This is a genomic window from Paenarthrobacter sp. 4246, assembly GCF_040546855.1.
In the GTDB taxonomy this organism is placed as follows: Bacteria; Actinomycetota; Actinomycetes; order Actinomycetales; family Micrococcaceae; genus Arthrobacter.
Genome location: NZ_JBEPOP010000008.1, coordinates 191,550 through 211,518, shown reverse-complemented (window position 1 = coordinate 211,518; position 19,969 = coordinate 191,550). Strand labels below are relative to the sequence as shown.

Annotated in this window: 20 protein-coding genes and 1 pseudogene; 13 read left to right on the top strand and 8 right to left on the bottom strand. The window is 61.5% G+C overall.

Annotated elements, in window-relative coordinates; translation table 11 throughout:
- Positions 1-192: 192 nt before the first annotated feature.
- Both ABIE35_RS16450 and ABIE35_RS16445 read right to left on the bottom strand, forming a co-directional pair.
- Positions 193-1,047 (bottom strand): annotated as a pseudogene (locus ABIE35_RS16450) (DUF4194 domain-containing protein); the annotation flags it as partial.
- On the bottom strand, positions 1,040-2,497 hold the full coding sequence (locus ABIE35_RS16445; RefSeq protein WP_354516546.1) for a DUF3375 family protein: 1,458 nt from the start codon (positions 2,495-2,497) through the stop codon (positions 1,040-1,042). The pseudogene ABIE35_RS16450 and the gene ABIE35_RS16445, both read right to left, overlap by 8 nt.
- A gap of 247 nt (positions 2,498-2,744) precedes the next feature.
- On the opposite strand from ABIE35_RS16445, the gene ABIE35_RS16440 reads away from it, so the two are divergent.
- Both ABIE35_RS16440 and ABIE35_RS16435 read left to right on the top strand, forming a co-directional pair.
- Positions 2,745-3,047 carry a hypothetical protein gene (locus ABIE35_RS16440; RefSeq protein ID WP_354232830.1) on the top strand — a complete coding sequence of 101 codons (303 nt, stop codon included), beginning with the start codon at positions 2,745-2,747 and terminating at the stop codon, positions 3,045-3,047.
- Positions 3,048-3,109: 62 nt separating this feature from the next.
- A complete protein-coding gene (locus ABIE35_RS16435) occupies positions 3,110-5,074 on the top strand; it encodes an acyl-CoA dehydrogenase family protein (RefSeq protein WP_354516543.1) in 1,965 nt (654 codons plus the stop codon).
- 4 nt (positions 5,075-5,078) lie between these two features.
- Here ABIE35_RS16435 and ABIE35_RS16430 read toward each other — a convergent pair whose 3' ends face one another.
- The gene (locus ABIE35_RS16430; protein ID WP_354516541.1) at positions 5,079-5,534 is read right to left on the bottom strand and encodes a YchJ family protein; all 456 of its coding nucleotides are present in this window, start codon (positions 5,532-5,534) and stop codon (positions 5,079-5,081) included.
- A 135-nt stretch (positions 5,535-5,669) separates the two neighbouring features.
- Between ABIE35_RS16430 and ABIE35_RS16425 the strand changes: the two genes are divergently transcribed.
- Positions 5,670-6,641 (top strand): hypothetical protein, encoded by a 972-nt coding sequence (locus ABIE35_RS16425; protein WP_354516539.1) that lies wholly within the window; start codon positions 5,670-5,672, stop codon positions 6,639-6,641.
- 6 nt (positions 6,642-6,647) lie between these two features.
- Here the strand turns inward: ABIE35_RS16425 and ABIE35_RS16420 are convergent, their stop codons facing one another.
- A complete protein-coding gene (locus ABIE35_RS16420) occupies positions 6,648-7,139 on the bottom strand; it encodes a flavin reductase family protein (RefSeq protein WP_354516537.1) in 492 nt (163 codons plus the stop codon).
- A 294-nt stretch (positions 7,140-7,433) separates the two neighbouring features.
- On the opposite strand from ABIE35_RS16420, the gene ABIE35_RS16415 reads away from it, so the two are divergent.
- From ABIE35_RS16415 to ABIE35_RS16405, 3 genes are all read left to right on the top strand, one after another.
- Entirely contained in the window at positions 7,434-8,468 is a 1,035-nt protein-coding gene (locus tag ABIE35_RS16415; RefSeq protein ID WP_354516536.1) for an aldo/keto reductase, read from the top strand.
- Between the two features lie 163 nt (positions 8,469-8,631).
- Positions 8,632-9,735: a sulfite oxidase gene (locus ABIE35_RS16410; protein WP_354516534.1), complete on the top strand. Its 1,104-nt coding sequence runs from the start codon at positions 8,632-8,634 to the stop codon at positions 9,733-9,735.
- Between the two features lie 51 nt (positions 9,736-9,786).
- The gene (locus tag ABIE35_RS16405) at positions 9,787-10,164 is read left to right on the top strand and encodes an RNA-binding S4 domain-containing protein (RefSeq protein ID WP_018779945.1); all 378 of its coding nucleotides are present in this window, start codon (positions 9,787-9,789) and stop codon (positions 10,162-10,164) included.
- 74 nt (positions 10,165-10,238) lie between these two features.
- Here the strand turns inward: ABIE35_RS16405 and ABIE35_RS16400 are convergent, their stop codons facing one another.
- Positions 10,239-10,619 carry a hypothetical protein gene (locus tag ABIE35_RS16400; protein WP_354516585.1) on the bottom strand — a complete coding sequence of 127 codons (381 nt, stop codon included), beginning with the start codon at positions 10,617-10,619 and terminating at the stop codon, positions 10,239-10,241.
- On the opposite strand from ABIE35_RS16400, the gene ABIE35_RS16395 reads away from it, so the two are divergent.
- A complete protein-coding gene (locus tag ABIE35_RS16395) occupies positions 10,549-10,959 on the top strand; it encodes a DUF6318 family protein (RefSeq protein WP_141286371.1) in 411 nt (136 codons plus the stop codon). The genes ABIE35_RS16400 and ABIE35_RS16395 overlap by 71 nt on opposite strands.
- Positions 10,960-11,290: 331 nt before the next feature.
- Positions 11,291-11,902 (top strand): PKD domain-containing protein, encoded by a 612-nt coding sequence (locus ABIE35_RS16390; RefSeq protein WP_354516532.1) that lies wholly within the window; start codon positions 11,291-11,293, stop codon positions 11,900-11,902.
- Positions 11,903-12,577: 675 nt separating this feature from the next.
- Here the strand turns inward: ABIE35_RS16390 and ABIE35_RS16385 are convergent.
- The 3 genes from ABIE35_RS16385 to ABIE35_RS16375 all read right to left on the bottom strand — a co-directional run bounded on the left by ABIE35_RS16385 (position 12,578) and on the right by ABIE35_RS16375 (position 14,294).
- Positions 12,578-13,069: a DUF3817 domain-containing protein gene (locus ABIE35_RS16385; RefSeq protein ID WP_354516530.1), complete on the bottom strand. Its 492-nt coding sequence runs from the start codon at positions 13,067-13,069 to the stop codon at positions 12,578-12,580.
- A gap of 34 nt (positions 13,070-13,103) precedes the next feature.
- Positions 13,104-13,709: a hypothetical protein gene (locus tag ABIE35_RS16380; RefSeq protein ID WP_354516529.1), complete on the bottom strand. Its 606-nt coding sequence runs from the start codon at positions 13,707-13,709 to the stop codon at positions 13,104-13,106.
- Between the two features lie 78 nt (positions 13,710-13,787).
- On the bottom strand, positions 13,788-14,294 hold the full coding sequence (locus ABIE35_RS16375; protein ID WP_354516527.1) for a hypothetical protein: 507 nt from the start codon (positions 14,292-14,294) through the stop codon (positions 13,788-13,790).
- A gap of 206 nt (positions 14,295-14,500) precedes the next feature.
- Here ABIE35_RS16375 and ABIE35_RS16370 point away from each other — a divergent pair, with 206 nt between their 5' ends.
- From ABIE35_RS16370 to ABIE35_RS16350, 5 genes are all read left to right on the top strand, one after another.
- Positions 14,501-15,604 carry a thermonuclease family protein gene (locus ABIE35_RS16370; RefSeq protein ID WP_354516526.1) on the top strand — a complete coding sequence of 368 codons (1,104 nt, stop codon included), beginning with the start codon at positions 14,501-14,503 and terminating at the stop codon, positions 15,602-15,604.
- Between the two features lie 96 nt (positions 15,605-15,700).
- Entirely contained in the window at positions 15,701-17,197 is a 1,497-nt protein-coding gene (locus ABIE35_RS16365; RefSeq protein WP_354516524.1) for a type I restriction-modification system subunit M, read from the top strand.
- Positions 17,194-18,297 (top strand): restriction endonuclease subunit S, encoded by a 1,104-nt coding sequence (locus ABIE35_RS16360; RefSeq protein WP_354516522.1) that lies wholly within the window; start codon positions 17,194-17,196, stop codon positions 18,295-18,297. The genes ABIE35_RS16365 and ABIE35_RS16360 overlap by 4 nt, the downstream gene beginning before the upstream one ends.
- A 106-nt stretch (positions 18,298-18,403) precedes the next feature.
- On the top strand, positions 18,404-18,628 hold the full coding sequence (locus ABIE35_RS16355; protein WP_354516521.1) for a helix-turn-helix domain-containing protein: 225 nt from the start codon (positions 18,404-18,406) through the stop codon (positions 18,626-18,628).
- Positions 18,629-18,651: 23 nt separating this feature from the next.
- Entirely contained in the window at positions 18,652-19,917 is a 1,266-nt protein-coding gene (locus ABIE35_RS16350; protein ID WP_354516519.1) for a type II toxin-antitoxin system HipA family toxin, read from the top strand.
- Positions 19,918-19,969 lie beyond the last annotated feature (52 nt).

Genomic DNA, 19,969 nt, shown 5'->3' with positions numbered 1-19,969 from the left:
GGTTGCGTCCGCCTGCGCGATGGATACCGGCCCCGCCCCTTCGCCGCGCGGCTGATCTTCGATCAGCTCCACGCGCGGCTTCGACAGGCCCGATGCCACTCCCGGGCCGGCATCCATCGCTCCGGCTCCGGCTTGCACTTCACCCTCGGCGGTGACAGGTGGCGCAGGACGCTCGACGTCGGCGCCCGCCTCAGCGGACCCGTCACCTTCTGGGTCCTCGTCCAGGTCGTCACCTGAGGGCGTGGGTTGGTTGGAGTCGGAGTCCAGGTCCAGGAGGGGCTCTGTTCCGGATTCGTCGGCGGCTACTGCTATCAAGGCCTCGATTTGGGCTGGGATGTCGCCGATGTTTTCGAAGGGCAAAGCCAAGGGCAGGGCGTTGCTGATGGTGTAGCTGTCGTCCAGCGGGGTGGGGAGGATGAGTTGGCGGGCCAGGAGTTTGGTGATGGTGCGGGTGACTACGTCGGAGTCGCGCAGGGCGTCTTGCTGGCCTGCGGGTGTGTAGTTGGCGACGAGGTCCGAAATTTCTTCGCGGGTGATCGTCGGGTCCGTCTGGGCGGTAACGTGGCGGTCCAGCAGGAGGCGCAGGCGGAGCAGAACGATGGTCTCCACGCGGCTCAGGGCACGCTGCTGCCGAAGGATGCTGGACCGGGAGCTCGCGCCGATGATTTCAGGGTCGACTGGTCGGAGGACCGCGATTTTGCGGTCGTGATCGAGCTGGAGGGTAAGGAACAGTTCGGACAGGCGGCTGCGGAGGATCAGCTGATTGTCCAAGAGGGTGGTCCACAATTTCTCGTCGCGACCGCCGTCAATGTACGGGCCTTTGAGGAGCTTCACCAGTGCATGCCGCACCTTCATGGGGAGCACGCCGGTGTCACCCGGGAACAGTGCGGCGCCGTCCACGAAGGAGTCACGCGGAGTCACCCGGAACGGATCCGCATGGCTGATCTCGGCCGCCGGTTCAACCGACTCGGCCACCTCCTCGGTGACCTCGTCCGCTTGGGCGCCATCCGCCGTCGTGATTTCCTCTGTTGCTATTTCCTCAGTCATCAGAATCCTCATTCAGCGTGACGACGGGCAGGTACGCCGTGCGGATGCTGCCGTCGATTTGTTCGAAGTCGATGTGTTCCCAGACGGCCCGGTCGAAGGCAGCGCCGCCCTGTAATGCCATGGACAGCAGGGTGCGCACGGTGTTGATGTGCCGTTCCTCGGCGGGCAGGTTTTCCCAGGCGTCGCCCAAGGTGGCCGCGCCGGCCATGGCTGCCCGGATAACGGCTGGCTTGGCCTTGCCGGTACGCGCAGACCGCACCCGGTCGGAGTCGCTGAACGCGATGGGGTCGGCCAGGCGCGGGGGTGTGGCGAATTCGTCGGGGTCGAAAAGTTTGACCATCGCCAGCGACTCGAACCCGGCGTTGAACAGGACTGGCCCTGGGATCAAGCCGGGTCGGTCCCGTTCGTACGGCATGGAGCGGATGGCTTGCTCGGCTTCGGCCAGCACCTTGCGGAGGCTGACGGATTGCCGGACATCGTCGCTCTGGATATACGTATTCAGGCTCTCGGAAAGCTTGCCGTAGATACGTTGGATCTGGCTGTGCTGTTGCCGCAGTTCAGCCACCAGGTTTTTGAGCGTCTCGCGGTCTTCGTGGGAGAGGTCGTCGGCGAATTGCCTGCTCAACACTTCGCCGATCGCCGAGCGGAAGCGCAATTGCTGCTGCGGGTCCTCCAGGAAAGCCGTGAACGACCGGAAGGTGCGGCCCTCGGGGCTTTGGCGCAGCCGCTTGTCGGCCTCCAAAACCTGGGCCATGGTGGCGCCCTTGCTCAGGGACTCCTCGATGATCTGGTTGCGGAGTTCGCCCACCAATTCCTCGATGCGGTCACGCATCTTCTTGTAATCCGCGGGCAGGCTGGCGGCGAGGTCCAGGATGTTGCCGGCTGCTTCCACAGCGTCTTCGTCGTCCAGAAGGCCGTCGAATTCGCCCGAGCTGATGTCCTCCACCAACTGCTGCCGCTCCTGGATTTCCTCCTCCAGGGCTTCCAACCGCGCGCTCTGGTCCGGATTGGTCTCGTTGGCCAGCTTCTCCACATCTCCCAGAAGCGTGCCGAGCCGCGATCCATTCAGCGTGGAACGCTCGCTGGACAGGCTGTCCAGGAACGCCAGCACGCGGGCGGCGGGTTCTGTGACTTCGTAGACGATCTGGCCGGACTGGTTGCGTCGGGTCAGGAACTGCTTGCGCGTCCATTCGTCGCCGAACAGCTTGCCGTTCTGCTGACCGCCCAAGGTAGGGTCCTGGCGCCGGAGCTGCTCAAGGAAAGCGTCGACGTCGGCATGGAACTCTTCGAGCGGAAGCTGCGGCCGGGTGCGGGTAAAGGATGCTTGCAGCACGGCGATCACCCACGGTGCCGATCGGGTCAAAGTCCACGCAGGGCCTTTGGTCAGCTGTTCGAGGTCACGGAGCCTCGCGCTGATGGCGTCGGCGGAGGACATGGCTGAACGGGACAATTACTCTCCTTCAGCTGCTGCGAAACCTGGCTGGCAGCGGAAACTGCCCCGTACAAGGTTAACGCAGAGCGTCAGAGCCTCCCCACCGCAACCATTTCGTAACCTACCGTGCGGTATGGTTTCGATCCCGTATCAACGGCGTTGCGAGGCGTTTCGGCTCTGGCCGGAAAGCGCGCCCACCCCTAGTGTCAGAACATCGACGCAGCCACGCCGCGCCGACCCACGCACCGTCGCTCCGGGGGGAACCATGGATTTCGATTTCACTGCGCTGGAAACAGGCACCTACGTAGTTATTGGAACGCTGGTATTCGCTGCACTCTTAGTGGCATTCATCGCAGCAGCAGCAATGGCAACAATCATTCTCATTGGCACCATGGGCATGGTCTGGTACGCCGTCAAAGGCATTCTGGGTGGTCTTGTCCATGGCATTAATTTCGCGTGGGACCGACTGGTTCACCACGCAGGACAAGTGGAAATTCCGGCCGAATTCCAGCCACAAATTTCCTCTGGCACGGGTAGCTACCCGCGGGTAGCATTGAGGGACAGCTGAAGGGTTCCCACCCACGGCGGACCCTGGCTCCATCCGGTACAACCGGCTAGAGGAGTTACTCCATGACGTCCGCCACTGACAACAGTCTCGCCGCCGCAAGCGTCAACGCCACAGCAGAAGAAGCCCGCGCCGTCGCCGAGGCTGCCCGGGAAACCGAATGGAACCGGCCCAGCTTCGCCAAGGGCCTCTACCTGGGCAGCTTCGACCTCAGCCTGATCCACCCCTGGCCTCAAGCACGGGCAGACGACGTGGAGCGGGGCGAGGAATTCATGGGCCGCCTCCTCACGTTCGCCAAAACCATGTCCGGACGCGTGATTGAACGCGATGCCAAAATTCCCGACGAATACCTCAGGGGGCTCGCCGACCTGGGCGTTTTTGGCATGAAAATTCCGCGGGAATACGGTGGCTTGGGTTTGTCACTGGTCTATTACGGCCGCGCCCTCGCCCTGCTGGGATCGGTACATCCAAGCCTCGGCGCCCTGATTTCTGCGCACCAGTCCATCGGCGTCCCGGAGCCCGTGAAGGAATTCGGCACACCGGAACAGAAACAGGAATACCTGCCGCGCTGCGCCGCCGGCGCCATTACCGCTTTCCTCCTGACAGAGCCCGACGTCGGCAGCGACCCCGCCCGCATGGGCGCCACAGCAGTGTTGTCCGACGACGGCGGTTCTTACCTTTTGGACGGCGTGAAGCTGTGGACCACCAACGGTGTGATCGCCGAACTGGTGGTGGTCATGGCCCGGGTCCCTTCACACACCGATTCTGACGGGACCGAGCACAAGGGCGGGATCTCTGCGTTCGTTGTGGAAATGGATTCCCCTGGCATCACGGTGGAGAACCGCAACGCCTTCATGGGGCTGCGTGGAATCGAAAACGGCGTGACCCGTTTCCACCAGGTCCGGGTCCCCGCGGCCAACCGGCTCGGCCGCGAAGGCCAAGGACTCAAAATTGCTCTCACCACCCTCAACACAGGACGTCTCTCCATCCCTGGCCTGTGCGTTGCAGCCGGAAAGTGGAGCCTGAAGATTTCCCGCGAATGGTCCAACGCCCGGACCCAATGGGGACGTCCCGTCGGCAAGCACGAAGCTGTGGGCAAAAAGATCGCGTTCATCGCCGCCACCACTTTTGCGCTGGAAGCGGTGTTCGAGTTGTCCGCCGAGATGGCCGACGCCGGCCAGAAGGATGTGCGCATCGAAGCTGCGCTGGCCAAGCTGTGGTCCACTGAATTGAGCTGCAGGATCGCCGATGAACTTGTCCAGATCCGTGGCGGCCGGGGCTTCGAAACCGCCGACTCCCTTGAGGCCCGGGGCGAGCGTGCTGTCGCCGCCGAGCAACAGCTCCGGGACCTCCGCATCAACCGGATTTTCGAAGGCTCCAGCGAGATCATGAAACTCTTGATCGCCCGCGAAGCGGTGGACGCACACCTTGCCGCCGCGGGCGACCTCGCTTCAGCGGATGCAAGCCTGCAGGACAAGGCGAGGGCCGCCGTCGGGGCCTCAGGCTTCTACGCGAAATGGCTGCCGAAACTCGTGGCGGGCGCCGGCATGGATCCCCGGTCCTACGCGGAATTCGGGCGCTTGGCCAAACAGCTGCGGTTCGTTGAGAGATCCTCGCGGCGGCTTGCACGGCAAACCTTCTACGGCATGGGCAGGTGGCAGGCGAAGCTCGAGCACAAGCAGGCGTTCCTGGGCAGGATCGTGGACATCGGCGCTGAGTTGTTCGCCATGGCCGCGTGCTGCTCCCGGGCCGAAATGCTGCTCCGCAAACACCCGGAACAAGGCGCCACCGCTTTTGAACTGGCCGAGGCATTTTGTGAGCAGGCCCGCGTCCGGGTGGACGAATACTTCGACCAGCTGTGGAGGAACACTGACGACGGCGATCACGGACTCTCCCGCAAAGTCCTCGCCGGTGACTACGCCTGGCTGGAGGCCGGAGTCCTGGACCAGTCCGAAGGTACCGGCCCGTGGATCGGCGATGCCTCGCCCGGGGCCTCAACCAAGGAAAACCTGCACCGCAACTATCGGTGACGCGCTAGCGAACGTCACCGTCCACGTAGAACCATCGCTTGCCCTCCCGAACAAAGCGGCTGACTTCCCGCTGGACGCCGCGTTCGCCGTCGAGCCTGTAGTGTGCAGCGAACTCCACGGTGCCCGTAGTGTCCAAGGGGCCTCCACCGGACGTCGAGACAATGTCCAGCCTGCGCCACTGCATATCCGCATCGAGGTCCATGGATTCCGGCCGGGTGGAGGCGTGCCAAGTGCGCAGGAGGTAGCTGGGGTCCAGGACGACGAAGGCCGAATATCGAGAGCGCATGAGTTGGCTGGCAGTGGGCGCGTCGGCGTCACCGCGGTGGAACCGGGCGCAGCAATCGTCGTATTGATCCCCGGAGAGGCAGGGGCAGGTGCCGTTGCGGAGTCTGGCAAGGTCAGGGGTCACGAGGTCCCAATCTGAGGCTGTAAATGAGAGCTGGGCAACATATTTTCCCACGCCGTATAACAGCTTTGAAACAACCCCGCGAGAGTAGGGGGCGGCGCGTGATTCCGTCGGTGTTGGACCTTAGGCTAGATACGCAAGCTGGGTGGGCAATGCGCGCATCACAAAACGACAGCCAGGGGAGGCTACGTGGAGGATCCGACAACACTCGCCATCAACCTGACGTATTTGGGAACACTGGGACTTGCTGTCCTCATGTTCCTGGGTCTCGGGTTGGTCATCATCATCACGTTGGTGGTAGCGGGAGTCGGGCGACTGCTGTCGATTATTCTCCTGGCGATGGTGGGGATTTTCCCGAAGAAGGAGACCACTCCCATCGTCCATTTGCCGCCGCGCCCCGCACGCGTCCCTGATCCTGTGACCGGCGTCGAGTCTCCAGCAGCTGTTGAATCGCCTCTGGATGACCTCGCCTATCTTGAAACTGGATCCACCGCGGCGCAGGCTCCTATGGCGGTTGCTACGGCAAAGGCCTCTGCCCCTGCGCCGGCTTCGAAGGCTGCCGCCGCGCCGGCAGCTCCGCCAGCGGCGAAGCCCGCCGAGCCTTCCGCTCCTGCCCATCCCGCCGCGCCCAAGCGCGACCTCATGGGAGACGTTCGACGGCGGCTCTCGGGTGCGTCGGCCGCTGTCAAGGACGGCGCGTGGAAGGCCAAGGTAGACCCTCGCAACCTTCCCAAGCCAGCGGAGGTCAAGTCGGTGGTGGAAAACCAAGCCGCCCACCATCCGATTCTCGTGGCAGCCACCAAGGAACCGCCGGTCTTGGCGAAGGACTGGGCTGATGCCGTGGCCGAGGCCGATCGTCGTGCAGCCGCCCGCGCTCAGGCTGAGCAGCCGCCCGCCATCAAGGTGACTGTCCGCGACGTCGGCGAGCCCACGCCGTCGTCGTCCAATGGGAAGACGCCAGGCCCCAACACGCCGGATGCTCCGGAAAAACCGGCCGGCAGTGGCAGCGGCAAAAACGGCTCCGGTAACGACGGTGGCGGCTCCACCGGCAGCGGCAATGGCAATGGCGCAAAGAAATCGGGCCCGAACACTTCCAAGAATGGGAAGTCTCCGAGCCCGATCCGAAAAGGTTCGCTCAGCAGCGCCAGCCGCAACTCCTAGCGGCGTCTAGGCAGCCAACTGCCGGAACGATGCGCCATGGTAGATCAGCGGCCTTGACTCCAGGTTGATGGTGGTCGCTTTGACCTCCAGCACCACGATCGCGTGATCACCGGCGGGCGTCTCGGAGACAACTTCGCATTCGAAGCCCAGCACGGCACCGTCGATCAGCACTGCACCTGAGTCGCTCACGCTGGTGTCCAGCCCGGCGAAACGGTCGCGAGTCTTGGAGGCCAATTGGAGGGCCGCCGCTTCTTGTCCCTCGGCGAGCACCGACACGCCCAAACGTTGGGCCTGGCGGAGCTTCGGCCACGTGGTGGAGGAGTTCTGCACGGCAAACATCACCAGCGGCGGTTCCAGTGAAACACCCACGGTGAAGGACGATGCCACCAGGGCTTCCGGCGTGAAGTCCACCATGGCGCTGAACGCCGCAACTCCGGACGGGAACTGCGCAAAGGCAGCCTTGATGGCCGCCGTTTCTTCCACTGTGGTCTGTGTCATTCCGCTGTCCCCTATTCGTGCGTTGCTTGAGTTCCTTTCCCATAATTCACCTGCTTCCGGGAACAGCAATATTTGTTGATTCGAAAGACATTTGTGTTGCCGCGTGTCAAGAAATGTCGCGAAGTAAGGCCTCTTCCATTACTTCGCAAGACGAAAAACGAAGAAGTTCTACCGCTTGCGTTTATGCCTCCGACGGCCGTGTGTAGCCTCGATTGAACATCCCGTCCGTGGCCACCGACTTGCGCCTGGACACCCGCACCGACCATCAGCACCGTCCCACCACAGGAAGCCGACATGAGCCTCAACGAGCTACGAACGCTTGGACGCACTGGCGCCCTGATCAGCCCCCTCACGCTGGGCACCCTGAATTTCGGCACCGGCGCTGCACCCACGGGTCCCGCCGAGAGCATCCGTATCATCAAAGCCGCACTGGACGCCGGCATCACCAGCGTCGACACCGCGGACATCTATTCCCAGGGCGAGGCCGAAACAGTGGTTGGCCAGGCCATCCACAGCAGGCGCGACGACGTTTTCCTCGCCACCAAGTTCCACGGCCAGATGGGTTCCAACCCGGCGCACGCGGGCAATTCGCGCCGTTGGATCGTCCGGGCTGTTGAGGACAGCTTGCGGCGGCTGAACACGGACAGGATTGACCTCTACCAAGCGCACCGCCCGGACTACAACACCGATCTCCTGGAAACCATCACTGCGCTGAACGACCTCATTCGGCAGGGCAAAATCCTCTATTACGGCACGTCCGTGTTCAGCCCCGCCCAGCTTGTTGAGGCCCAGTGGATCGCGAACACCAACCACCTCACGCCGCCCGTGGTTGACCAGGTGCCCTATTCGCTTCTGGTGCGCGCCAACGAACGTGACGTTTTCCCCATCACCCAGCAGTACGGCGTCGGGGTTTTGAGTTACGGACCGCTCGACGGCGGGTGGCTGGCTGGCGGTTACCGGGTGGGTGCGGGCCAGCCAGAAAGTTCGCGCTTCTCCGCCCTTCCCGGCAGATTCGACGTGAACGCACCGTTCAACCAGGGCAAGCTACACGCCGCCGACGCTTTGGCGCAGCTCGCGGCCCGCCATGGTTTAACCCTCATCCAGCTTGCCGTAGCGTTCGCCATGAACCACCCTGCCGTGACCAGCGTGATTATCGGCCCCCGCACCGAAGAACACCTCACCGACTATTTGAAGGCAGCCGACGTGGTGCTGAGCGAGGCCGTTTTGGATGAAATCGACGACATCGTGGCTCCCGCCGTGAACTTCCTTGAACGCGACGCTGGCACCGTTGCACCGCACCTTGAGTACCCGGAACTACGACGCCGGTAGCCGCTTTCAGTTGTGAGGCCCGCTCTGCATGCTTTGGGCTTCCTTTTGTGCGCAGAGCGGGCCTCACAACAGACTCTTGACGGGGTTCGGCCGCGGCGTGATCCTTGTCCTAAGTGCTGCGGCAATCCGCAGCGTTTAGCCTCCAGTAGAACGCCGCCGTCCCATGTCCAAGCACCCCGTCAAGCAAAGAGCAGCGAAAGCCGCCGCCCCAGGGCAGCCGACCGAAGGTCCCCTGACCCACGAAGAACTGCAACTCTCTGGCCGGAACCATTCCATGCCGTTGGAGGCCCTGCACGACGACATCACGCCGGCAGGTCTCCACTACCTGCTCATCCATTTCGACATCCCGCACGTTCCCGCCGACACCTGGCGGTTGCGGCTGGGCGGGGCTGTGGATCACAGCCTCGAACTGAGCCTTGAGGACATCAAGGCCAGACCCGCAGTCACCATGCCAGTGACCATGGAATGTGCAGGGAACGGCCGGTCCCTCTTGGAACCGCGGCCGTTGAGTCAGCCGTGGGTCCTCGGAGCAGTGGGCACCGCCGAGTGGACCGGAACTCCCTTGGCACCCCTGCTGGAGGAGGCAGGTTTGGCGAGTGACGCCGTCGAGCTGGTCTTTACCGGTGCTGACTCCGGCGTCCAGGGCGGCGTCGAAGAGCCGTATGCGCGCAGTCTTTCGATCGCCGAGGCAATGCATCCCGAGGTCATGCTGGTCTACGCCATGAACGGCAGCGCCCTGCCAATCCAACACGGGTTCCCTCTCAGGCTGCTGGTGCCAGGGTGGTATGGCATGGCGAGTGTGAAGTGGTTGACGTCGATCGAGGCTGTGACGTCGCGGTTCATGGGTTTCCAGCAGGCGGTCGCCTACCACTATCTGCAAGGGCCTGATGGGCCTGGGCTGCCCGTCACACACATCCGGGTTCGATCGCTGATGGTGCCTCCCGGGATTCCTGATTTCTTCACGCGGCGCCGCATTGTCGACTCCGGTCCGGTCATGCTGCACGGCCGCGCCTGGTCAGGCCACGGCGAGGTGGAACGGGTGGAGGTAGGGATCGACGGCGAGTGGATGCCCGCTCATGTGGACCCGCCCGTGGGTGATTTCGCGTGGAGGTCGTGGTCCATGGTGTGGGTCGCGAGTCCGGGCGAGCACGTGCTGCGCTGCCGGGCTATGGATACGTCCGGCGCGCTGCAGCCCACCGACCAAGTGTGGAATTACCAGGGCATCGGAAACAACATGGCGCAAGTGGTTGAGGTGACGGTTCGGTAGTTTGTTCCTCTGGGCCCCGCCGAGCGGACCCCGGTTAGACTCGTTCCAATCATGAGTATCCCGTCTTCCTCTCCAGCGAACGTCCGCGTCGACGCCTGGTTGTGGGCGATCCGCGCCTACAAGACCCGCTCGGCCGCCACCGCTGCCTGCCGTGCCGGGCACATCCGCATCAACGGAAACCCGGTCAAAGCGTCGCAAAGCGTGATCATCGGCGACACCATCCGGGTCCGCGAATCCGGCTGGGAACGGATCCTCGAAGTCCGACGACTCATCGCCAAACGCGTCGGAGCCGAAGCTGCCTCACACTGCTTCACCGACCACACTCCCCCGCGCCCAGTCGCTCCCAAACTCGGCCTTCCCCAGCGAGACCGAGGCGCCGGCCGTCCCACCAAGAAGGACCGTAGGGATATGGAGAAGCTGCGGGGGTAGGTGACTCTCGCGGGCCCAGCTGGCACTTATCCACAGGTCGCTCTTTCTGACATGAAACTTTCCCAGCCCGCTGCTTAGACTGACCGGCACACCGCCAAAACAGCTGCTGGGGAGCCTGTCATGCCACGCCTTTCGTCTGCCACTTTTCCGTTAGTCCTGGCCCGGACGGGAGCTATAGCAGTTGGACTGGCGCTGCTCCTCACGGGTTGCCAGGGCGGCACCACACCCAGCGCGCCACCCTCCGAACCGAGTTCGACGACGGCGTCGCCCACCACCAGCGCTTCGGTTCCGGCGGCTTCGGCTACTCCGGAAAGTCCGCCGACATCCGCCGTGTACAAACCCGCGGACGCCAAGGGGAAGGCCGAGAATGTGCCTGTTCCCGTGATGCCGGAGTTGGCGAAGGAGAACTCGAAGGCTGGGTTGGAGGCGTTTATCGGGTACTGGTACGCGGTCAAGAATTACGCAAACCAAACTGGTGAGCTATCGGTTCTCTCTACGCTCAGCTCAACAGGATGCCAACTATGTGGCCACATGCAGAAAGCAGCAGTCGATAGTTACCGAGACGGTCGTTGGATAGCTGGCGGAACCTTACATCTAGCAACCGTTGAAATGGATTGGGATGCTGACACTAGCCCCCACCTGTCAAGGGCCCAAGTGATACAGGATGCGATTAGTTACTACAACGCGGACGGTACAGAAGGGCGGCCCTCAGACGCAGCCACCAACGACACTTTCGTGATCCTTGCTGAATTTGAAACCGCGTGGAAGGTTGTGGACACCGGTGTCATTCGCTGACCGAACGCTCCTGTACGCGTTCTCTTTCGCGCTTACAGCCCTACTCGTTTTGACCATTTCCAGCACGAGTGTTGCCGCGACCAGCGATGAGTGGATTAGCTTGAACGACTCAAATGGCAGCGTCGACTTGGAGGCGAACTGGTCATTTGATCCGGTAACCGGGAAGTCGACTCCAGCTCTCGGGGGTACTTCCGCGGCCGAGGATCCCTACCAGTACAAGCCTGACCTTCGTTGCACCCTTGGCGGTCCGGGTGCTCGGGAGATGGGGTGTCTGGCGCTTGAGTGTCCGCCTACAACACCTGATGGCGAGAAGGGTTCACCAGTCATCTGGATGCAAGCACCGAAGGGCATTACCAACCCGACGTTCACCGATTGGCAGCCTGTCGACGGCAAGCCAGCGTGTCTGTATGACGCCGAGCCCGGGAACGTGCTCGAAGACATCGCCGCCCGCATCCTGACCGACTTCCAACAACTCCCCGTCACCCCAGGGACCCTCGAAGCCCAACCGTTCCCGCACACCCTCAAAGGCGGACCCACCAACTTCTACGCCACCACCGCAGAGCAAGGCTTCGACGTCACCATCCTCGGTCAAGCAGTCCACCTGACCGCAACACCGGCCAACTACACCTACACCTTCGGCGACGGCACCGCGCTCGGACCCACCCCGGTGGCCGGCTACTCCATCCCCGAAACCGACTGGCTCAGCAACGAGACCCGCACCAGCCACACCTACACCGAAACCGGCAACTACCAGGCCAGCCTCACCACCAGCTTCACCGGCACCTACTCCGTCAACAACGGCCCACCCCTACCCATCAACGGAACACTCGACATCACCACACCGGCCAAAACCATCCACGTCTGGAAAACAGAAAGAGCACTCGTCGCCGACACCTGCCAGGAAAACCCCAACTCCTGGGGCTGCCCCGGAGCAACGCGCTAGTCACAGCCAGGCACCGTCCCCAAACGGGACGACGTGTCATGACGCTGTGCCCGAATTCGGGGCATTTCAAAGGTTTGCACGCCGCACTCTCACCCGTCGCCGAGAGTCGCTCAGAACGATATCCACAGGTGCCGGAGCATCGCTTCGACCAGTTCGAACAACCAACCTAGGCTGTTCGAAACACCACCCAATTCACAGGGAGAGCCCAAATGACACGAGTCCTTTTTGCCCGCAAATCAGCCCCCGCCGGTCTACGCGCGGCCATCCTGGCTGTGTCTGGAGTGCTTCTTTTGACAGCTTGCCAAGGTGGAGAGGCGGCGTCCGTCGCAGCCTCAGCGGATGCCTCGTCGGCACTTCCGACCTCTACCATTCCGGAGTTGACGCAGGGATCCATCGTTTCGGCCGACGGGTTGTACGTGCTTATGCCGGACTTCCACTGCCGGGATGATGGCCCCGACTCCGAGGACACAAGATGCCTGACGCTCGAGTGCCCACCCACCGCTGACAGCGCAGCAGAAGGGCGGCCGGTTATCTGGAAGCGAGCCTTGAGAACAATCTCCAATCCTGGATGGCACGACTGGGTTCCCGTGAGCGCCCCGACCTGCTTCTATGATCCCCATGCCTGAGGCCCGCCCCTGCGCAACGACCAAGTAAACCGCCGGGCCATACAGCGGGTTAGGAGAACCAGGTTCCCGGAGGGCCCATGAACAAGAGGAAGCTGAACACTGCGCCCACGGCCACCAGCGTGACAACAACGGCAAGGATCGGGTTCCGCAGAACCCAGGCTTGGGCCTTCTCGAAGCCACCACGCGGCGCTTCACCACCAGCAGCCAGGCGCCATCCACCGGCGAGAAGACCCCGGCGATCGAGGGATTTCTCCATGGGGATGGTGGCGTAGGGGATGACCGCACAAACGATGGCAAGGAGGCCAGTGCGTGTTGACCACTTCTGGTTGATCCAAGTGAAGGCGGCCGTCGCGGCGTAGCAAAGGAAGACGAAGCCGTGAATGCCACCCGCGATGCTCACCCCAACGTCGGTGGTGCGTGTGACGTACTTAAGGAACAACCCGATCAGCAACAGCGTCCAGGTCACTGCCTCGGCAAAAGCGACGGTGCGGAACAAAGTGCGGGGTTGCATGGAAGTCCTCAGGTAGAAAACGGTAGACACGTCCAATTTTACCGGTCGTAGAACTTCCCTCGCGTCACGGCAACGGAAGTGCCTCCCGGTTCCGGATGCGGGAATCGCCAAACTCGATGGCAACGGGAGCGATTTCGACAACCGGTTCGTGCCGCGTGCGGGCCTTCCCGACAGCAATATGCGGAACCCAGCGGGGCGATCTGTAACCGAGAGCAGGTGAGCTCAAGATGAAGTCGTCAATATTGTCGAGCCCCAGGTCATCCAGAAGAAGGTGCAAACCCTGCAGCAGGAGCGCCTGGTAGTCGTGAACTTCTTGTGGAACATCCACTTCCAAGCCGATAACCCGTCCGCCACCCAAGGGAATCAGTCGGTCCGATTTGCCAAGGAATCCGGCCAAACCAGGCAACTCCGTCAACCAACTGGCGATTCCAGGGAGCACATACTCCGGCCTCGCCGTTCCCTTGGTCCACGCCACGATGTCCTGGGCCAAGTCGTCGAGGATCCCGACGTGCAGCAGTGTCAGATGCAACCCCGAAGGTTTACGGAGGGCATCAACGAATCGGGCCAGGCCCTCATAGTCAGAGGCTCCGTCTCCGATGCGGAGAACGGGCACCTCAACTGTGATGCGTGGCCCCTCGGATTTGCTTCCAACTGGCTTGCTGGCCGTCATGGTTGCCATTATGCGCCGAACGCCCAGCGGGCGGGAGGCCGACGGCGGAACTCACCTGCCGCCGTCGAGCCCTGCTCCCTACTTCTTGGAGCGGGCTTGGACGAGGTTGGCGAACGGGAGCCGCCCGAAAGTCGAAACAAAGTCAGAGTGGTAGTCAGCTTCGGCGGCATTGACCTCGGAGGCGGGGAGCTCCTTCCAGGCAACAATGAGGTCCAAGGCATCCCGTAGTTGCCAGATGAGCCGTGCATCCCAGACAACGGTGGGCCGTCCGCGGCCGTAGTCCATGAATTCCTGAATCTGCTTGCGAAGCCCTCGGTTACCTTGGCTGCCGGCACTCGCTTTGCCTATGTACAGTACGGAAGCATCCGCAATCCACTCGGCTTCCAAGGCTTCCCGCTTGATCGCAGGGTCCTTCTTCTTGAACGTGCCGGCAGTGCTCTTGCTGAGGAATACGGGGTCGAAGTCTGCGGGGCACAGGATGGCGAAGATGCCGGGACCTTGGGGGATTCGCATGGGGTCGAGTTCGTCGAGTGGCCGGAATCCGGTGAAACCGTCCTGCGTGAGGGACTTTTTGGTGAATAGCATGGTCCATTGTGTCAAGGGGAAGTCACAAAATCCCCGTGCCGCGGGGTAGGCACATGAAGTCTGACTTGTAGCTTAAAGTGTTCTCGGCTGCCCAACAGCCACCTCATCACTCCATTCGCATCATAGGGGGACTATTTGCGCACCCACATCAAGCTGCCCCACAGCTTTTGTCCACTCAACTTCTCCGTCCCGGGAGGTTCACTCACGTGCGGAAGCTAGCAATTGCTGCGGCCACGTCCGTGGTGCTGGCCGCGACCACTTGGGCAGTCGCCACGGCTGCCAACGCTGACTCTGGAACAGTCGTCAGGGTCATCGACGGCGACACCGTGGTTGTATCGATCAACAACAACGACCAGACGATCCGCCTGTTGAACATCAACACTCCTGAAACCAAAGACCCAAACAAACCCACCGAATGTCTTGGCCCGGAGGCCGCGGACCATCTGAAGGACGTGCTTCCCGTGGGGAGCAAGGTTCGTTTGGAGTTCGACATTGAACGCCACGACAAATACGGCAGAACACTGGCTGGAGTCTTCAACGCCAGCAATCAATTGGTGAATGCAGAGATCGCACGACGAGGTCTAGGGGTTCCCATGGTGGTGGAGCCGAACCGCAAGTTCCTTCCGCCTATCGAGGAGGCTCACCAGGAAGCTCGGGCCGCGAAGGCCGGTCTCTTCTCCGAAACAGTTGAGTGCACGCTGCCAGCACAGGTGGCAGCCGCATCGGCGGCGCTGACCGCGGCAGAGAATGCAGCACCGGCCACGACCTCTTCGGGTGCCGGCGCCAACGCCACGGGTCTGGCCGCTGCTTTGGTTACGGCCAAGGCCGCCCGGGATCTACTGTCGGCCTCCCGGGACACGGAGCACTCCATCGTCTGGGCCGCGTACGAGTCGGCCGAGGCAGCGGGAAAACTGACCGCCCTCACGGCAAGGATCACGCGTGGGGAGAGCGCCTTGTCCAAGGTTAAGGATCAGGAAAAGTCGCTCGCCGCAGCCGAGAAGAAGGCCGAAGAGGAGCGGGTGGCTGCCGCCGCCCGAGCGGAAGCCGAACGAAAAGCTGCCGAGGAAGCTGCAGCCGTAGCTAAGAAGGCCGCCGATGAGGCTGCAGCAGCTGAGCAGGCGCGGGCGGCCGCGGCAGCAGCCGAAGCTGAGCGGATCCGCAACATCCCGGCTGCGCCGCCGGTCCAGCAGTATGTTCCGCCAGCACAGCAGTACGTTCCACCGGCACCCGCAGCCCCGGCGAACCCAGCGCCTGGCTATACGGGTCCCCGGTGCTACGCGCCGGGCGGAAAGTCCTGGCGTCCCTGCTGACCCTTGGAAGCATGCCTGGGACCGCATAAGTGCGGTCCCGGGCTTGCTTCGCCTCAGAATCCATGAGCGCTTGCCCCTGCCACTAAACTCGCATGAGTGATCACAGGTGAAATCAAGTCCCAAGTAGACAAAGTCTGGAATACGTTCTGGAGCGGCGGTATCTCCAATCCTCTGGAAGTCATCGAACAGATCACCTACCTCCTGTTCCTCAAGCGCCTCGACGAGAACCACACACGGGCAGAGGCACAGGCCAACCTCTTGGGCGAGCCGATTGAGAACGCGGTGTTCCCCGAAGGCGTCGATCCTCAGGGCCGCCCCTATTCGGACCTCCGCTGGTCGAACTTCAAGGACTTTGGTCAGATTGAGATGTTCACGGTCTTCCAGCAGAACATCTTCCCGTTCCTCCGCACTGAGCTGACCAAGCAGTCCAACGGCGAAGACTCCACTTATAGCCACCACATGAAGGATGCGCAGTTCAAGATCCCGAACGCGGGTGTCTTGAAGCAGGTGGTGGATGTCATTGACTCCATCAACATGGAGGGTCGCGACACCAAGGGCGATCTCTACGAGTACATGTTGTCGAAGCTGGCGTCGGCGGGTACCAACGGACAGTTCCGAACCCCTCGGCACATCATCGACCTCATGGTCGCGATGACAGCACCCCAGCCGCTCGAAGCCATCTGTGATCCGGCCGCCGGCACCTGCGGCTTCCTGGTTCAGGCCGGCGAATACCTCCGCACGAACAACGCCAACCTCCTCACCAATGACGAGACGAGCAAGTTCTTCCACCACGAGCAGTTCCATGGCTTCGACTTCGACTCCACCATGCTTCGCATCGGTTCCATGAACATGCTCCTCCACGGGGTCGAGAACCCGGACGTCTCCTACCGCGATTCACTTGCCGACCTGCACTCCATCGAGGAAGAGAAGTACAACGTCATCCTCGCCAATCCGCCGTTCGCTGGCAGCTTGGACTACGAGAATGTCTCGAAAGAGTTGCTGAACGTCGTCAAGACGAAGAAGACCGAACTCCTCTTCCTGGCACTTTTCATCAAGCTGCTTAAGCCAGGCGGCCGGGCTGCAGTTATCGTTCCTGACGGCGTTCTCTTCGGCTCAACCGGCGGTCACAAGTCCCTCCGAAAGACACTGGTCGAAGGGCACAAGCTCGACGCCGTCGTCAAACTCCCGTCCGGCGTCTTCAAGCCCTACGCCGGAGTCTCCACTGCCATCCTCTTCTTCACAAAGACGAACTCCGGCGGCACCGACAACGTCTGGTTCTACGATGTAAAGTCCGACGGCTTCAGCCTTGACGACAAGCGCACCCCGCTTGCGTCGTCCGACCTTGAGGACGTTCTCTCGCGTTGGAATGAACGCACGACGGCGGAACTCGAGCGGGCGCGCACGGAACAGTCCTTCTGTGTTCCGCTTTCCGAGATCGTGGCGAACGGCTACGACCTGTCGCTCAACCGGTACAAGGAGATTGAGTACGAAGAGGTCGAGCATGCTGCCCCTGAGGAAATCCTGAAAGCGCTCGATGAGCTCGAAGCCGAGATCGCGGAGGGCATGAACGAGCTGCGGGAGTTGCTGAAGTGAGAAGCCTGTCCTTTCTCGAGGTCTTTAGTGACAAAACCGGTGGAAATACCAAACTTCAGACATCCGAGTACCAGAACCAGGGCCTGCTTCCAATCATCGATCAAGGACGTGATGCCATAGCTGGCTACACGGATAGAGGAGACGCCGTTGCGTCGGTCGACCTACCAGTCATAATTTTTGGTGACCATACACGGGCAATAAAGTACGTCGATCATCCGTTCGTCCTAGGGGCAGATGGCACAAAAGTTTTGTCCCCTCGACGAGACGGAGACGCACGATTCTTCTTTCACTATCTACGATCCATTGAGCTGCCCTCAGCTGGATACAGCCGGCACTATAAGTATCTAAAGGAAGTCACCGTTCCGTTCCCAAGCCTCGAAGAGCAGCAACGGATTGCGGCAATTTTGGACAAGGCCGACGAGCTCCGCGCCAAGCGCCGTCAAGCCATCGCCCACTTGGACGCGCTCACCCAGTCGATCTTCCACTCCATGTTCGGCGACCCTGTTTCGAATTCACAGAATTGGCCACTCGAGCCTTTCGGCCGTGTAACGGTCAGCCGATTAGGCAAGATGTTGGATAAGAAGGCTCAAACCGGCGAGCGTTCGTTCAAGTATCTACGCAACGCCAATGTGCAATGGTTCGAAATTGACACCAGTGATTTGCTCGAGATGGACTTCAGCCCATCAGACCAAGCCGAGTTTGCACTCCGTAGAGGTGACGTTCTGGTCTGCGAAGGTGGGGAACCTGGCCGGGCAGCCATTTGGCGAGATCAGGAGAAGGACTGCTACTTTCAGAAGGCGCTTCATCGAGTGCGCCCAGACCTTGAGGTCATCGATCCACAGTATCTCGTTCATCTTCTATGGTCGTTAGCTAAAGGCGGTGGTCTCAAGGACCACGTAACTGTTTCGACGATTGCGCATCTGACCGGTGAGAAGCTCAAACGGATGCGCATACCGGTCCCCCCGCTCGAACTGCAGCAGACCTTCGCAACCCGGGTTGCCGCCGTCGAGCGCTTGAAGGAAACGCACCGCAAGCACTTAGGGGAATTGGACGCGCTCTTCACGTCGCTCCAAAGCCGTGCATTCAAGGGCGAACTCTGAGTAGTAGCCCGGCGCTGACTCAGATCTGTCGCCGTACGGCAACAAATGCTAAAGTCGGCGTACGGCGACATTTACAGAAGTTGCCGCACGGCGACAGGAGCTTCCATTGCGCACAGTCCGCGAGGCTGGACCCCTTGTACGTGAGCTGCGTGAAGAGCGAGCGTGGTCCCAAGCAGAGTTGGCCCGGCGAGCCAGCGTCTCACGGACCTTTGTCATCGATCTTGAATCCGGTAAAGCGTCGGTGGAGACATCGAAGTTCATGGACGTTTTCCAAGCCCTGGGTTTTGAAATCGCCATACGCGACAACGAAACGGGCGCGGTACGGTGGTAAGTTCGCGGGCTCTTGATGTCTTCATGGACGGGACGTATTGCGGTCGCGTTGAACAGTCGCCGTCGGGAAATCTGACATTCCGATACGACCCCGGTTATCAAGCCGTCGCGAATGCAACCCCGCTTTCACTGTCAATGCCGCTAGCGGCAACGCTCCATAAGAAACGCAGCGTGCTCCCGTTTCTGCAAGGGCTCCTGCCCGACAGTGAAGGTGCCCTCCAGACGATCGCCCGACGGTTCCGAGTGTCCCCCTCGAACCCCTTCGCAATCCTCGAACATATCGGGGCCGACGTCGCGGGCGCGCTGCAATTCATGTCACCCGGCACCGGTTCCTCAGATAGCACCCTCTCCAGAACAGCTGTGCAGCCGGTCTCGGACTCCGACGTGGCGGAAATGCTGGATCATGTGGTGACGGAATACAAGGACGGCACGCCCTACGATGACTCTGCAGGACGTTTTAGCCTTGCCGGGGCACAGCCGAAAATTGCCCTGCATCAACTTCCGAACGGCAAGTGGGCCGTACCCGAAGACGCCACTCCCACGACGCACATCCTCAAACCGGCAGCAGGCAGCTTCAGACGCCTGGATGCGGTGGAACAGCTGACCATGAGGGCAGCAGCTTTTCTGGGGCTCGAAGTGGCCAAATCCGAGCTCACCCGCATTGGTGACTGGGACGTTTTTGTGACGCGGCGCTACGACCGCCAAGAAGTGGACGGAACCTGGCACCGCATCCATCAAGAAGACTTTTGCCAGGCGTTGAGCGTTTCTCCAGCCAAGAAATACCAGCACCGTGACGGCGGGCCGGGCGCGAGCGATATGGCCGCCCTTGTCCGATCGTTTCCTTTTGAAGCGGACCGCCGGCCAGCAGGCGAAGGGCTGTACCGGGCCCTCGTTTTCAACACCGTGGCCGGTTGCACCGACGCGCACGCCAAAAACTACTCCGTGCTCCTCAACGGCAGCAGGGCCCAGCTGTCACCGCTTTATGATCTTGCCACCTATGCCCCCTACTGGGATGAGGAATCAAATATCGACTTGGCCATGAGTGTGAAAGGCGAGTACAGGCTTCAGAAGATCAGCAAGCAGATGCTGGTCTCGACAAGCACCCAGTTTGGCGTTGATGCTGAAGCCGCCCGGGAGATGGTCGAACACTATTGTGGCGGCATTGTGGAAGCATTCGAAGCTGCCAGGGAAGAGCTGAAATCCCAGCTGGGATCCCTGCCGAAAATCGTCGATGACACTCTTACGAAGGTACAACTGCTGCCACTGGTCGAGGCCGCGGGTCTGAAATGAAACCTAAACAGTCGCAGTCTCATGATTGACTAATTTTTAGGACAACGGAGCA

Excerpts from the sequence above, each read along its gene's own strand:
- ABIE35_RS16440 (WP_354232830.1), top strand. The coding sequence starts at position 2,745 with ATGGATTTCGATTTCACTGCGCTGGAAACAGGCACCTACGTAGTTATT.
- ABIE35_RS16435 (WP_354516543.1), top strand. The coding sequence starts at position 3,110 with ATGACGTCCGCCACTGACAACAGTCTCGCCGCCGCAAGCGTCAACGCC.
- ABIE35_RS16420 (WP_354516537.1), bottom strand. The coding sequence starts at position 7,139 with ATGACACAGACCACAGTGGAAGAAACGGCGGCCATCAAGGCTGCCTTT.
- ABIE35_RS16415 (WP_354516536.1), top strand. The coding sequence starts at position 7,434 with ATGAGCCTCAACGAGCTACGAACGCTTGGACGCACTGGCGCCCTGATC.
- ABIE35_RS16410 (WP_354516534.1), top strand. The coding sequence starts at position 8,632 with ATGTCCAAGCACCCCGTCAAGCAAAGAGCAGCGAAAGCCGCCGCCCCA.
- ABIE35_RS16405 (WP_018779945.1), top strand. The coding sequence starts at position 9,787 with ATGAGTATCCCGTCTTCCTCTCCAGCGAACGTCCGCGTCGACGCCTGG.
- ABIE35_RS16395 (WP_141286371.1), top strand. The coding sequence starts at position 10,549 with ATGCCGGAGTTGGCGAAGGAGAACTCGAAGGCTGGGTTGGAGGCGTTT.
- ABIE35_RS16390 (WP_354516532.1), top strand. The coding sequence starts at position 11,291 with ATGCAAGCACCGAAGGGCATTACCAACCCGACGTTCACCGATTGGCAG.
- ABIE35_RS16380 (WP_354516529.1), bottom strand. The coding sequence starts at position 13,709 with ATGACGGCCAGCAAGCCAGTTGGAAGCAAATCCGAGGGGCCACGCATC.
- ABIE35_RS16375 (WP_354516527.1), bottom strand. The coding sequence starts at position 14,294 with ATGCTATTCACCAAAAAGTCCCTCACGCAGGACGGTTTCACCGGATTC.
- ABIE35_RS16350 (WP_354516519.1), top strand. The coding sequence starts at position 18,652 with ATGGACGGGACGTATTGCGGTCGCGTTGAACAGTCGCCGTCGGGAAAT.